The sequence below is a fragment of the Streptomyces sp. NPDC050988 genome, assembly GCF_044456225.1.
Lineage (GTDB): Bacteria > Actinomycetota > Actinomycetes > Streptomycetales > Streptomycetaceae > Streptomyces.
Genome location: NZ_JBITFQ010000019.1, coordinates 59110 through 73466, shown reverse-complemented (window position 1 = coordinate 73466; position 14357 = coordinate 59110). Strand labels below are relative to the sequence as shown.

Below are 14357 nucleotides of genomic sequence, written 5' to 3'. Positions count from 1 at the left end.
GCAGAGGCGTGAAAATTCGGCTCAGATGAACGAGGACTGTAGACCTAACTCGTTAAAGGTCAAGCGTTCCCGACCCTTGACAGGCCTGCTGCCCGGTTCCCATCATCTGGGGCATCACCCCTGAACTAACACGAGTTAGGCCCGTTGATGACTGACTCGCACATCCCCCGCCGCACGCTGCTGCGGTACGGCGCATACGGGGCCGGAGCAGCCGCCCTGGCCGGTACCGCCGCGAGCTGGGACCGGCTCACGGGAGCCGACATCCCCGGCCGTGACGACGGCTCCCTCGTCGTCGCCACCCTCGGCTCCGCCTTCGACCCGGCCACAGTCGCCGCCCTCACCAAGGGCTTCCATCAGCTCCACCCCGACATCCCGCTGCGGGTGAACGCGGTGCAGGCCGTCGACTGGTCGGACTTCTTCGCGAAGATCCTCACCCAGATCGCCGCGGGCACCGCGCCCGACCTGGTGTATGTGGCCACCGAGGGCGTGCAGTTGTTCGCCCAGAAGCTCGGAGTGCCACTCGACCGCTGGGTGCGGCGGGACGCGGCGGAGCTGCGTGAGTACTTCGCCGACGTCCACCCCTCGCTGGTCGAGTCGATGATGTACGAGGGCAACCTCTACCAACTGCCCATGGAGTTCAACGCCGCCGACATGTACCTCAACAAGCAGGTGCTGAAGCGGGCGGGCGCGGATTTCCCGGCGGCCGACTGGAACCGCGACGACTTCACCGCGCTGCTGCGGGAGTTGAAGCGTGGCGGCGGCGCCCACTTCACGCCGTACTTCTGGACCAACCGGCTGTGGGGCGGCGTGGTCCCCTGGCTCTTCGCGAACGGCACGAACCTGCTGAAGGAGTCGAAGGCGCCCGGCGGCTCCTGGCTGTGGGACACCTTCTACCCGGCCGCCGACCGGCAGGGACGCGGCGGAGGCTTCCGCTGGACGACCCCGCAGGCCACCGACGACCGGGTCGAGGAGGCGTACGACTATCTCGCCTCCCTCGTCCAGGAGAACCTGTGCAGCCGGCCCGAGGGCGGCAACGGCAACAATCTGGTCGGCGTGTTCTCCACAGGCCGCGTCGGCGTCACACCAGCGGGCGGCTTCTGGGCGGGCGGCCTGCAGCTGGCCGGCATGCGGGCCGCCGACTACGACGTGCAGTACTTCCCGCGCTGGCGCACCCAGCGCCACCAGTTCGGCGCGGCGGGCTACGCGCTGCTGCGCACCTCGAAGAAGCAGGAAGCCGCCTGGGAGTTCATCAAGTACGCGGCCCGCAAGGACACCATGACCCGGCTGTTCCAGAGCAACCAGACCACCCCGGCCCGGCGTTCGATGCTGAACGCCGCCCGCTACGCCGCGAGCGGCCCGGCGCACTGGCAGGTCTTCTACGACACCCTCGACCGGTTCCCCGACACCGGCCCGATCCCCGCGCCGCCCCAGGTCGCCGAGGTGACCGACGTCCTGCTCAAGTACACCGGCACCGCGCTGGCCTCGCCTCGTGCGGTGGCTCCCGCGCTGCGCCGGATGCAGGGCGACCTGGAGCAGGCCATGGAGCGTGAGGTATGACGAACACCCAGGTCCCGAACTCCCAGGTCCCGGCCGTGCGTTCACGGCCCGCCACGCCATCCGCCGCTGCCGTACGACCGTCCGTCCGCGATCGCGGCTCCCGACTGCTGGCCGCGCTGTTCCTGGCGCCCACGGTCGTCGGAATCGTCGTCTTCACGGTCGTACCGATCATCGGGTCCGTCGTGCTGAGCCTGTTCCACTGGAACGTGATCGACCCGCCCCGTTTCGCCGGCGGCGCCAACTACCGTACGACGTTCACGGATTCGACCGTCCTGGTCTCCTTCCGCAACACGCTCGTCTTCATGGTCCTCGCGGTCGCGCTGCAACTGCTGATCGCGCTGGCGCTGGCACTCGCGCTGAACGGGCGGATGCCGGTGTGGCTGCGGTCGGTGTTCCGTTCGGCGTTCTTCTTCCCGCTGGTGCTGTCCGCCGCGTCGATCTCGGTGGTGATGAAGTACCTGTTCAACCAGGACTTCGGGGTGGTGAACTGGCTGATCGGCCTGGTCGGCGTCGCGCCCGTGCCCTGGCTGACCTCGGAGCACGCGGCGATGGCCACGGTGATCCTGGTCTACGTCTGGCAGCAGTTCGGTTTCTCGTTCCTGCTGTTCGTCGGCGGTCTGAACAACATCCCCAAGGAGATCCACGAGGCCGCCGCCCTCGATGGAGCGACCGGCCTGCGCAAGCACCTCGGCATCACGCTGCCGCTGCTGTCGCCGACGCTGCTCGTCGCGACGGTGGTCGGCATCATCAACGCCCTCCAGGTCTTCGAGCAGCCCTACGTCCTCACCGACGGCGGACCCGGCGACGCCACCCGCACCGTGGTGATGGTGATCTACGAGAGGGCCTTCGAGCAGCTCGACTTCGGCGAGGCGTCTGCGGTGGGCGTGCTGCTCTTCGTGCTGATCATGGCCGTCACCGCCCTCCAGTTCCGGCTCAGCCGGCGTTTCGTCCACTACCAGTGAGCCGGTGAGCCGTATGAGCGTCATGAGTCCCACAGACCCTATGGGCCCCACAAACCGCATGAGCCAAGGAACCCCGACCCCGACCCTGAGCCGCGTACGGTACTCACTCGCCCCCTGGGCCCGGATCGCCGCACTGACCGTGTGCGCCCTGCTGACGCTGGGCCCGGTCATCTGGACCGTCTCCACCTCCCTGCGCACTCCGGCCCAGTCCTTCGACCTGCCCCCGCAGATCATCCCGACGCACCCGACGACCTCGGCCTACCACGGGGTCTTCCAGCAGATCGACGTATGGCTGCTGGCCCTGAACTCCACCCTCGTGACGGCACTGATCGCCGTCGGCCAGATGATCACGGCGGGCCTGGCCGGATACGCCTTCGCCCGCCTGGAGTTCCGGTTCAAGAAGCCGCTCTTCGGCCTGGTCCTGGCGACCATGATGGTTCCGTTGCAGGTCACCATCGTGCCTGTGTTCCTGGTGCTGAAGTCGATGGGCCTCACCGACACGCTCCTCGGCCTGATCATCCCGGCCTTCCCGACGGCCTTCGGCACCTTCCTGATGCGCCAGTACTTCCTCGGTATGCCGAAGGACCTGGGCGAGGCGGCCATGCTGGACGGCGCGGGGCCCTGGCGGATCTTCCGCTCGGTGTACGCACCGCTGGCCACACCTGGCCTGGCGATCGTCGGCGTGCTCGCCTTCAACTACCACTGGAACGAGTTCTTCCGCCCGCTGATCCTGGAGACCTCCGGCCAGAACTACACGCTTCCGCTGGGACTGGTCTCCCTCCAAGGCAACCTCGGCACCGGGTCGATCTCGGTGGTCCTGGCCGGGGTCGTGCTCTCGATGCTCCCCGCCCTCGCCGTGTTCGTCGTCGGCCAGCGCCCTCTGCGCGAGGGCATCACCTCGGCAGGAGTCAACCGTTGAACAATGACCCCAACGCGCCGCGTTTCAGGGTCCGTCCGCCCGTCGGCTGGATCAACGACCCCAATGGGCCGTTCCGTTGGCGGGACCGCTACCACCTCTTCTACCAGCACAACCCCGACGCACCGGTGCATGCGAACGTCCACTGGGGTCATGCCTCCAGCACCGACCTCACGCACTGGGAACACCACCCGATCGCGCTCACCCCGACACCGGGCGGCCCCGACGAGGCCGGCTGCTGGTCGGGCTGCGTGACCGACGACGACGGCACACCGACCGCCGTATACACGGGAGTTGACCTGGCCCACACCGGACTCGGCACCATCTGCCTGGCACGGACGGCGGACCCGGACGACGAGCGGCTGACCGAGTGGAAGCCGCTGCCGACGCCGGTGGTGACAGGGCCCCCGCCGGGACTCGACGTGGTGATGTTCCGCGACCCGTTCGTCTTCCGCCACGCGGACCGGCGCTGGGCCCTCGTCGGCGCCGGGCACGCCGACGGCACGCCGTCGGTCCTGCTCTACGACTGCGACGACCTGACGGACTGGCGGTTCGCCGGTGTGCTGCTGGACGGCAAGGACCCGGTGGCCTCGGGCGCGTTCGGCGACAAGGCGGTGGGCTGGGAGTGCCCGCACCTGTACCGGACAGTGGGCGGCGACCACGTACTTCTGGTGTCCCTGTGGGACGGAGATCCCTGCTCCACCGGATATCTGACGGGCCGTCTGGAGGTCGCTGGCCAGGGCGCGTTGAGGTTTGAGCCGCGCGCCGGCGGTCGGCTCGACCAGGGGCGGGACTTCTACGCTCCCGCCGTGCTCCAGGAACCGGACCGCGCACTGCTGTGGGGCTGGTCGTGGGAGGCCCGCCCGCAGGAGGAGATAGACCGGGCCGGATGGGCAGGCGTACTCACCGCGCCACGGGTCGTCGACGTCCACCCCGACGGTTCACTGCGGGTGAGCCCGGCCCCGGAACTCGAACTGCTGCGCCCGGCCGAGCCGTTCGTCACCGCGCCGGGCCGGGTCCCGCTTCCCCACGCGTACGACCTGACGGTCACCGCATGCGAACCGACCACGGTGAGCCTGCTCAGGGACGCGTCGGGCCGGGAGCTGACCGTCCGGGCGGACCCTGCCTCGGGGACCGTCGTCCTCGACCGCAGCGCCTGGCCCCGGACCGGCAGGGAAGGCTCCGCCCCGATCACCGTGCACGTGCCGAAGGCGCGGGAACTCGCACTCCGGCTGCTCGTCGACGGCTCGCTCCTCGAACTGTTCGTCGTGGACCGGGCCATGATCACCGAGCGCGTCTACCGGCGCCCCGGCGACCTCGCCGAGCTGGTCGTCGACGGGCCGGGTGCCCGGGTCACGGGGTGGGCGTCGGGCCCAGGGAAGCGCGGCTGACCATGGGCCGGGGCGGTCGCGGGGCCGGGTGCCCGGGTGGGCGCCGGACTTACGGAGGCGCGGTTGACCAGGGGCAGGGGCAGGGGCAGGGGCAGGCAAGGGCCGGGTGCCCGGGTCACCGGGTGGGCGCCGGACCCACGGAGGCGCGGCTGATCAGAGGGCAGGCCAGGCGCCGGACGGTCGCGGGCGGGGTACGGCCGGCTTCGATGGCGTCCAGGAGCAGCCGGGTCGCCGCCTCTCCCATCGCCCGGTGCGGCAGCGCGACCGAGGTGAGCGGCGGGGTGAGGAACGCGGCCATGTGCTCCTGGTCGTCGTAACCGACCACCGACAGATCGGCGGGCACGTCGATCCCGAGCCGGGTCGCGGCGTGCAGGACGCCCGCCGCGACCCGGTCGTTGTAGCACAGGACGCCAGTGGGGCGACGGCCAGGCTCGACCCCGTCGAGCAGGCGCAGTGCCCCCGCGTATCCCGCGGAGATCTCCCCGCCGCCGCGTACGATCCACCCCCCGGGCACGGTGACGCCCTCGGCGCGCAGCGCGTCCCGGAAGCCGCGGGTACGTTCCACCGAGGCGATGTCGTCCAGACCGCCGATCACGGCGAGCCGGCGGTGGCCAGCACCGAGCAGCAGCCGGGCCGCGGTACGGCCACCGGCGCGCTCGGCGGGCACCACGGCGGGCAGGGAGTCGTCCTCGGGCAGGCAGTTGGCCAGCACGGAGTGGGTGCGGTGCAGGCCCTCGGGGACGCGGACCCGGCGCAGTGACATGGCCGCGTAGATGATGCCGTCCACGCGCCGGTTGAGGAGTTCCGCGACGGCCGCGTCCTCCTTGGCCGGGTCACCGCCGGAGTCGACGGTGAGGACGAGATGGTCGCTGTCCCAGGCGGTCTCCATGGCGCCGCGCAGCAGCCGACCGGCGAACGGCGAGGACGCGATCTCGTCGGTGACCAGCCCGATCACGGCCGTACGGCGACTGCGCAGACCGCGTGCCACCGGGTCGGGGCGGTAGCCCAGCTGGGTCGCGGCCTGCCGGATGCGTTCCTGGGTGGCGGGCGAGAGGTTGCCCTCGGCGCGGCCGTTGAACACGAAGGACACCGCGGTGTGCGACACACCGGCGAGCCGGGCGACGTCCCGTGACGTCGGGCGCCCGGTGCCCGTGTTCCTGCTCTCCTCGGCACCGCCCACGCCGTCCGCCGCCCTCGCCCAGCCCGTCCCTGTCGATCACCGCCCACCCTATCCGCGGGGAGCGCCATGGCACACAGGAGACCCTCAGGGCGCCGCGGCGTGTGCGACGGATGTGATCACCGGATTCCGCGCAGGGCGAGGACCGATTCGGACTGGGCGCAAGCACGTCGTCCGCCGGCGATGCCGGCCCACCGGCGCGGTGGAGGGTGGCGCGGGCCGGATCGTGCACGCCGCTCACGACGACCGGGCTGTGGTGGCGGACCTGACTGGCGCCCTCGCTGAAGGCGACGGCCTTGGTCCTGTGGACGGTCTTCTCGATGACGGTCCGGTGGACGGTGTCCTCGATGACCCAGTGCGCGCGTGCCCGGGCCGCGATCTTCTTCGCGGTGGCCTGATCGGCACGCAGACCGGTGGCAGCGCGGGCGCAGGAGCTAGATGTATTGACCCGCAGGGTTGTTCACACGGGTGATCGGTGGCTTGCCTCCGAGTGCGGTGTGGCAGCGGTGGTGGTTGTAGGTGTGGCGGAAGCCGTCAGCGTGGAGCGCGTTGAGGGCAGCGTTGCCGAAGTCACCCCGCCACTCGTACTTGACCGTCACCCCTCGATCGTAATGTCCGTCGCGGTGGCCGCGCCAAAGCCAGTGGCTGGGCTTCGGGACGAGGAGAAGTTCCGTGCGGAGCAGGCCGAACGCCGCGCGGCAGTACATCTGGCGCTTGAACATCTTGGTCCGGACCGGTGACATGGCACTCCTCGTGCCCGAGTACCTCGACTGTGCGAGCCTGGCGACGTGCCGGAGCGGCATCGGGCCTGATGTGTGGGGTCGGTTCAGGCCCCGTTGGGCACAGATCTCGTCCCCGCTGGGCAGGGAAGCTGGTTTCGGTAGGCCGATCCGGGCGATCCGGACGATTGCGGGGCTCGGACGCACGGACCCATACTGTGGCGGGTCGTACGGGGGGAGACCGGCGAGTTGAGCGGCAGACGTGCGCCTACCGCAGTGCGTGGAACCGCACACCACGGCCTGGTGCTGGGTGCGGCGGGCCTTGCGGTGCTGCTCGCTGCCACCGTGCTGGCCGCGCTCGCGGCGCTCACGGAGAAGGCCGTCGAGGGCGGGATACAGCGACGGCTGGCCCGTGACCCGGGGGCAGTCGTCGAGGTCTCCGGAGCGTACCGGCCGCGTGGTGCGGGAAAGGTCGATGGTCTGGTACGTGCTGCCGTCGACCGTGCCTTCGGTGGCGTACCGCATCACACCTGGTCCGCGTTACGGGTCCCGGCCAGCCGGTCCGCCGCACTCAGTGTGACCGAGGCGGACGGCCGCCGGCGGGACGACGCTGTCCTCACGCTCGTTGCCCTCCAGGAGCCTCAGCGGCATGCCGAGTTGGTGGCGGGGCGCTGGCCGCGGGCGGGCGGTGGTGGGGTGGTCGAGACCGCGGTGAGTGAGGTGTTCGCCGCGGAACTCGCGGTGCGGCCCGGCGACGAACTGCGGGTGCAGTCCGACAGTGGTCGGCAGGTTCGGACGCGGGTGGCGGGGCTGTACCGGGTGGGCGGCCGCAGCCCGGCCGTCTGGGCGAGCCTGAGCCCCACCTTCAGGACGCCCGACTCGATGGCGCTGGTGTCGCGGCAGGCGCTCGCGGCTGTGCCGGATCTCGCCGGGGACGCCGATGCGTTGTGGCTGGGTGTGCCGGACACCGGCGGGCTCGGGCTCGGTGATATCGGGCCGTTGCAGCGGCGTGCCGACGCGTTCGGCGGCAGTGACGTTTCGCTGTCCGTCTTCCGCGGTGCTCCGTCCACGGCCGAGCTCGAGGCCAGGTCCACGCTCGACAACGCGCTCGACGACCTGACGACCCCGATCGCTGTGGCGCGTGCCGGTCTCTACATTCCGGCGACGCTGCTCGCTGCCCTGGCTGTGGCTGCTCTCGTGCTGACTGCGCGTCAGCTTGCCGAGCACCGTCGCGCCGAGCTTGCGTTGCTCGCCGCGCGGGGTGCCGGAACGTTACGGCTGGCTGTGGCGACGGCCGGGCAGTGGGCGGTGGTCGCGGTGCCGGCCGGTGCGGCCGCGCCCTTCCTCGCCGGTCCGCTGCTGCGTCTTCTGGACGGGGCCGGTCTGATTCCCGGCGATGTGCCGGCGACGGCGACCTTGGCGGCGGGCTGGGTGGCTGCGCTGCTGGCGGTCGTGGTGCACGGTACGGCGTTGCTGTGGCCGACCATACGGACCGTGCGGGACCGGCAGGCGGTGCGCAGGCTCCGGCTGCGTCTGGGACGGTTCGCCGGGGCGCAGCGGCTGGGTGCGGATGTGGCCCTGGCCGCTGTTGCGGTGCTGGGCTGGCTGCAGTTGCGGCAGTACCGGTCGCCGGTCGCCGGTGGGGGAGTAGACCCGGTGCTGGTGCTCGCGCCGGTGGCGATGACGTGCGCGGCGGCGTTGCTGGTGCTGCGGGCGCTGCCCCTTGCCGCGCGGATCGCGGATCCCCTCGCGCGGCGCGGCACCGGACTGGTGCTGCCGCTGGGGGGCTGGCAGATCGCGCGGCGTGCCGCGCGGCATGCCGGTCCCGCGCTGCTGGTGACACTCGCCCTGGCGGTTGCCGCGCTGAGCAGCACCGCACTGTCCATCCTGGACCGGGGCGACCACGACCAAGCGGTGTTCAGAGTCGGCGCCGACCTGCGGATCGTCCCCGGCGAGCGGCTCGCGACGGCCGAGCGGCGCGCCACGTACGGCGCACTGCCGGGCGCTGAGGCGGTGACTCCAGTGGTGGAGGCGAACGGTTACCTCGGCCAGAGCTGGGTCACCGTCACCGGTGTCAACACCGCACGCGGCCCAGCCCCCGCCCTGCGTCCCGACCTCAGTGACCGGCCGGTGTCCGAGCTGGTCGCTCCGCTGGGCCGGAACATTCCCGTCCACGGGCTGCCGTTGAGCGGCGCGGCGGGTGAACTCCCGTTGCGTGTACGACTGTCCGCCGACGGGCCCGGCACCCCGGTGCCCCTCACGCTCACCGTGCACTTCGTGGACGCCGACGGTCTCACCCGGGCGAGCGAGGCCGTCCTCGAGGACACCGGTGGTGCGGCCCGTACGGTGCGCCTGAAGGTCCCGGTCGTCGGCGAGGGCGCACGGATCGTCCAGCTCGGTGTGAGCATGACCGGCGAGAGAGTGCGGCGTACCTATCAGCTCTCCGTCGACCGCGTACCCGGCCTGTCCCGGCCTGCTGCTTGGCACGACCTGCGGACCGACGCCCCGGACCGGAAGATCGCCGGATGCCCCGGTGCCAAGGCGCGCCGGTCGCCTGGGAGTGCTCCGGGGCCAGTGCTGTGTTCGGATCGGCCGGCGTCCGGCACGCTCCTGGACGCGGTGCTGCGCGGACCGGACACCACGCTCAAGTACCCGACCTGGAGCGTGCGGCTGGGCACCGACCGTGCCAAGGGGCGTCCGGCGGTTCCCGCACTTGCCGACCGCATGCTGCTGTCCTCCGGTGTGGCCCGGGTGGGGGACACGGTCACAGTGCAGCGCGCCGGTGGCGGCACCGCCCGCCTCAGGATCGTAGGGAAGATCGATGCGGTGCCGGGCGCGGACCGTGACCGGCCGCGACTGCTGGCCGATTCCCGGGCGTTGGCCGCCCAGTTCGTCCTCGGCGGAACACTGCCCGCCGCCGAGTCCGCCTGGTGGGTCGCCGCCGAGGGCGGGGACGCGACGGCAGCGCTGAGCGCCCTACGTGCCGATCCCCGCCTGGGCGACGGTGTTGACGTGCCGCAGATGCGGGCCCGACTGGCCGCCGACCCGTTGCGGCAGGGGGCACGCGGGGCGCTGACCCTGTGTCTGGTCCTGGCACCCGCGTTCGCGGTCGTCGGCTTCACCCTGCATACGGCACTGTCGGTGCGGGCCAGGACGCGCGAGTTCGCGTTGCTGCGGGCTCTGGGCGTGCGGCGTGGGCAGTTGGCGGCGTATCTGTGGACGGAGCAGCTGGTGCTGGCCGCGGTGGCGGCGGTGCTGGGCACGCTGCTGGGGACCGTGCTGGCGGCGCTGGTGATGCCGGTGGTGACGGTCGATGACACCGGCAGGCCGGTCTACCCGGGGCTGCTCACCGAGGTGCCCTGGGCGCGGGTGGCCCTCACGGCGGGGGCGACGACGCTGGTGATCTGCGCGGTCGTGTCGGTCGCCGCCCGCCTTCTGGGGCGGGTCGATCTGGCGCGGGTGCTGCGCGCGGGGGAGGACCGGTGAAGGTGAGGCGTTCGGTACGGCCGCTGCGCCGGGTTGCTGTGCGCGAGGTGCGCGCCGATGTGCCGTTGCTGGTCTGCCTGGCCGTGCTGGTGGCGCTGCTCACCGCGGTCGCCGCCGCAGGTCCCGGACTCCTGGACCGGCTCGCCGGGCGGGCTCTGGCCTCGCGGCTGGAGCTGGAGCAGCAAGTGGAGCCCGGCGTCCTGTTCAGCGCGCGGTTCGAGCCGGCGGACAGCGCGGACGCCGATGCCTGGGCGAGTGACCTGGCCGAGGACCTGCTCCCGGTCACCGAGGTGATCGCCAACGCGGCTCCCGATGGCCTGGACGGCGGCATTGTGCACGACTCGACGCGGGTGGAGCTGCCGCTCCTGGACACCGTGACGGGGTCGGGGGAGGTGGGGTTGGGCCTGGTGTATGCCTCCGACGCGCCGGATCGCGGGGCCTACGTGGAGGGGCGGCCGCCCGCCCGGCGCGGTAAGGGCGTGGAGATTGCCGTCTCCACCCGGACGCGCGATGCTCTGGAGCTGCGGCTGGGGCAGAAACTCCCGCTCAGTCCCGGGGCGTTGGAAAATGTCCAGGCCACCGCCGTGGTCGTCGGGTTCTTCACTGCGGACGGCGCCGGCACCAAGAGCGGCGACGTGGACGGCGTCGGCACCAGGGGTGCTGACGCCAAGAGTGGCGACGCCAAGAGCGGCGACGCGAGGGGCGCCGGCGCTGTGGGCGGGGGCCGGTTGTGGCGTGAGGTGCCGTTGCTGGCCGGCCCGTCGCGGTTTCCGCCGCGCAGCGCTGCCGGGCTGGACTGGGAGGCCCGCGCGCTGGTGGCGCCCGGTACTGTCACGGCTCTGCAGACGCAGGCCGGGGCGGTGCTGACGGTCACGTGGGGAATGCGCCTGGATCTTGACGCGCGGACCGCCGCACGGTTCGCCAGTGATCGGGGACAGGGGGAGCTGCAGCAGTTGCTGGTGCGTTATCCGGATGACGCGCGGTCCGTCTTCTGCGGTGACATCGCCGACTTCGGCGGCATGTTCTGCGAGATCGGCCCGCACCCGGCGTCCACCCTGCAGCACAGTACGCATCTTCCCGACGCGCTCACCGACTTCGGCCGGCAATGGCGCCAGGGCCGCGTGGTGATCTCCTTCGCGCTGGCGTCCCTGCTCGTCGTCGGGCTGCTCGCGGCCGCGGTGACCGCACTGCTCGCGGTGCGCCGCAGCCTGGACGCGCATCGGCTGCAGCGTGCCCGCGGCGCCTCCGCGACAGGCCTGGCGCTGGCGAGGGCGGCCCACACGGCGCCGGCCGTGCTGCTCGGGTTCATGGCGGGCATCGCGGCCGCCCGCTCGCTGCCCGGCTCTTCGCCCGCCTACGGGCAGGCGCTGCTGGTGGCCGGGCTGGTCTGGCTGCTGCTGCCCGCGCTGACCTGGCATGCCCTGCGCGACCGTTTCGCGCGTACCGGCGACGGGCCGGTCCCGTTCGCGGCGGGTCGCCGCCTGACTGCCGAGGCGGTGGTCCTGCTCCTGGCCGCGGCCGGTGTCGTCGCGCTGCGGACGCGGGGCACGGCTGCTGAGGCCGGACCGGACCCGCTCCTGGCCGCGGTGCCCGCCCTGCTGGGACTGGCCACCGTCGCTGTGCTGGTGCGCTGTTACCCGCTGCCGGTACGGGTTCTGGCGCGCCTCTCGGCCCGGCGTCGCGGCGTGGTGGCGCTGATCGCGCTGTCCCGGGCCGCGAAGGAAGCACCCGCCCGGGCCCTCGCCCTGCTGGTCCTGGTGGTGACCTTGGCCGGAGCGGTGTTCGGCGGACTGGTGGCCGGGACGCTGGTGGAGGGGCGTCGTGAGGCCGCCGCCTGGCAGGTCGGCGCGGACGCCTCCTACCTCGGCGCACACCGCAGTACGGCTGTCGCCGAGCGGCTGGCCCAGGTGCGCGGGGTGCGCGAGACAGTCCGTGTCCGGCAGCTGCGCGTGGACCCGACGAGCGCGACCAGCGGCAGCCGGTACGGCATCGCGAGCCTGGTCGGCGTCGACGGCGCACGCCTGCGGGCCGCGGCCCCCGGCTCGCCCGCGGCGCGTGCGCTCCAGGCCGCCGGGCTGACCGGCCCACGGTCCGGTACGGACATCCGGGTACTGGCCACCGGGGCCCGCGCGGGCGACCTGCTCACCCTCACCCTGCACGGCAGGAAACAGCGCCTGCGCGTCGCCGGCCCCCTCCCTGACGCTGTACTCCGGGATCCGGCGCTGGGCCCGCTCCGCGGCACAACACCCCCCAGAGAACGACTCCTGCTCGCCGACAACCGCGACCTGACGGCGATCGGGGCCAGCGACTTCGAGGGGTCCTCCCTGCTGCTGTACGGCCCGCACCTGGACGTACGGACGCTGCGGTCGCTGGTGCCGCGCGCCACCCACGACACGGCCGTCGGTGAACTGCGTATCCGCTCCGAGGAACAGGCCGATGCCGCGGCCGACGGCATGATCGGCGTCCTGCGGGCCGCACACACCGCGTGCACCGCACTCGCCGTGCTGTTGGCCCTGCTGGCGCTGGTGCTGGACTTGCTGCTGTCGGCCGAGGCGCGCGGCCGCACCACCGCCTACCTGCGCACGCTCGGCCTGGGCGGCCGGGCCACTACCGGACTGCATCTCCTGCAGCTGATGCCGATGGTGGTGGCGGCGGTGGTGGGCGGCACGGCCCTGGGCCTGACACTGCCCGCGCTGCTCGGCCCCGCCCTGGATCTGCGGGAGTTCACGGGCGGACCCGCCGCCCCCGCGCTGCACCCCGACCTGCTGCTGACCGTTGTCCTGGGCGTGGGCCTGGGTGTGCTGGTCGTGGTGGCGGTGGGTGTGGAGACCTGGATGGGACGGCGCCGCGGGCTCGGCGCGGTCCTGCGACTGGGGAGGAACGGTGACTGACCCTCACGCCGGCGACCTGCGACACCTGGAGGACAGAGCCCGCGAGTCCGTCCGCCCGCAGGCGGACGAGGGGCTCGTCGTGTGCGACAACCTGGTCCGCGTCTACCGCACCGACGAGGTCGAGGTCCAGGCCCTCCAGGGCCTGGACCTGGTCGTGGAGGAGGGCGAGTGCACGGCGCTCGTCGGCGCGTCCGGGTCCGGCAAGTCGACGCTGCTGTCCATCCTTTCCGGACTGGACCTGCCCACCGCGGGCCGCGCGCGGGTGGCAGGGCACGACCTGCTCGCGCTGGGGCGACGCGAGCGGCTCGGCTACCGTCGCCGCACTGTCGGCTTCGTGTGGCAGCAGACCGGCCGCAACCTGCTGCCCTACCTGACCGCCCTGGAGAACGTGGCACTGCCCATGAAGTACGTACGTGTGCCGCGCCGCCGGCGTGCCGCGCGTGCCGCCGAACTCCTCGACGTCCTCGGCGTCGCCTACTGCCGCGACCGGCGACCCGCCGAACTGTCCGGCGGCGAACAGCAGCGCGTGGCCGTCGCGGTCGCCACGGCCAACACCCCGCAGGTACTGCTCGCCGACGAACCCACCGGCGAGTTGGACACCGCCAGCGCCGAGGAGGTGTTCGCCGCGCTGCGCCGCGCCAACGAAGAACTCGGCGCCACCGTCCTGGTAGTCACCCACGACCCGCTGGTCTCGGGTCAGGTCCGCCGCACGGTCCGCATCCGCGACGGCCGCACCTCCACGGAGACCCTGCGCGGGCCCGGCGGTGGGGGCGCCGAGGAGTACACGGTCCTGGACCGCGTGGGCCGCCTCCAACTGCCCCGGGACTACGTGGAGCACTACGGTCTGAGCGGCCGCGTCCGCCTGACCGGGGAACCGGACCATGTGGGGGTGTGGCCCGACAACACCGAACACCTCCCCGGCCCTGGCCCTGGCCCTTCGGCCTGAAGCATCCCAGCACGATTGCCGGTGCCTTGGTCCGCGGCGGCCGTCAGCCCGGTTCTCCTGGCGTAGGGGCACGCTGATGGTGGTTCGGGCGGTTCCCGGCAGGAGCAGGGACGGGCCCTCATCGCCCGCGCCGAGCGAGAGGGGCTCTCCCACGCCGGATTCCTCGCCGAGCTGCTGATAGCCGAGTGCGATACCGCGACCGCAGCCGGGCCGAACGACGCATCCGCGCTGCGCACTTCCCCCGCGAGAAGCCCCTGTGGCTATCTGGGGTAACGGTGAAGGCGTCCTGCCCGGTCGCTGTTCATCACGCTG

Annotated in this window: 9 protein-coding genes; 7 read left to right on the top strand and 2 right to left on the bottom strand. The window is 72.3% G+C overall.

The window, feature by feature from the left end; translation table 11 throughout:
* Positions 1-147 precede the first annotated feature (147 nt).
* From ACIBEI_RS32145 to ACIBEI_RS32130, 4 genes are read left to right on the top strand one after another with little or no spacing between them, the layout of a single operon-like run.
* A complete protein-coding gene (locus ACIBEI_RS32145; RefSeq protein ID WP_398893716.1) occupies positions 148-1557 on the top strand; it encodes an extracellular solute-binding protein in 1410 nt (469 codons plus the stop codon).
* The gene (locus ACIBEI_RS32140; protein ID WP_398893715.1) at positions 1554-2519 is read left to right on the top strand and encodes a carbohydrate ABC transporter permease; all 966 of its coding nucleotides are present in this window, start codon (positions 1554-1556) and stop codon (positions 2517-2519) included. The genes ACIBEI_RS32145 and ACIBEI_RS32140 overlap by 4 nt, the downstream gene beginning before the upstream one ends.
* Before the next feature lie 58 nt (positions 2520-2577).
* Positions 2578-3438, top strand: a complete 861-nt coding sequence (locus ACIBEI_RS32135; RefSeq protein ID WP_398893714.1) for a carbohydrate ABC transporter permease — start codon at positions 2578-2580, stop codon at positions 3436-3438.
* Complete coding sequence (locus ACIBEI_RS32130; protein ID WP_398893713.1) at positions 3435-4826, top strand: glycoside hydrolase family 32 protein; 1392 nt, start codon at positions 3435-3437, stop codon at positions 4824-4826. The genes ACIBEI_RS32135 and ACIBEI_RS32130 overlap by 4 nt, the downstream gene beginning before the upstream one ends.
* A 115-nt stretch (positions 4827-4941) precedes the next feature.
* Here the strand turns inward: ACIBEI_RS32130 and ACIBEI_RS32125 are convergent, their stop codons facing one another.
* A complete protein-coding gene (locus tag ACIBEI_RS32125) occupies positions 4942-6006 on the bottom strand; it encodes a LacI family DNA-binding transcriptional regulator (RefSeq protein ID WP_398893712.1) in 1065 nt (354 codons plus the stop codon).
* 431 nt (positions 6007-6437) lie between these two features.
* Positions 6438-6746 carry a hypothetical protein gene (locus tag ACIBEI_RS32120; RefSeq protein ID WP_398893804.1) on the bottom strand — a complete coding sequence of 103 codons (309 nt, stop codon included), beginning with the start codon at positions 6744-6746 and terminating at the stop codon, positions 6438-6440.
* Between the two features lie 252 nt (positions 6747-6998).
* Between ACIBEI_RS32120 and ACIBEI_RS32115 the strand changes: the two genes are divergently transcribed.
* Genes ACIBEI_RS32115 through ACIBEI_RS32105 form a run of 3 tightly spaced genes read left to right on the top strand, consistent with a single transcriptional unit; the run spans position 6999 to position 14045 of the window.
* Positions 6999-10208: an FtsX-like permease family protein gene (locus tag ACIBEI_RS32115; RefSeq protein ID WP_398893711.1), complete on the top strand. Its 3210-nt coding sequence runs from the start codon at positions 6999-7001 to the stop codon at positions 10206-10208.
* A complete protein-coding gene (locus ACIBEI_RS32110; RefSeq protein ID WP_398893710.1) occupies positions 10205-13099 on the top strand; it encodes an FtsX-like permease family protein in 2895 nt (964 codons plus the stop codon). Before ACIBEI_RS32115 ends, ACIBEI_RS32110 begins: the two co-directional genes overlap by 4 nt.
* Positions 13092-14045 (top strand): ABC transporter ATP-binding protein, encoded by a 954-nt coding sequence (locus ACIBEI_RS32105; protein ID WP_398893709.1) that lies wholly within the window; start codon positions 13092-13094, stop codon positions 14043-14045. Before ACIBEI_RS32110 ends, ACIBEI_RS32105 begins: the two co-directional genes overlap by 8 nt.
* Positions 14046-14357: the final 312 nt, after the last annotated feature.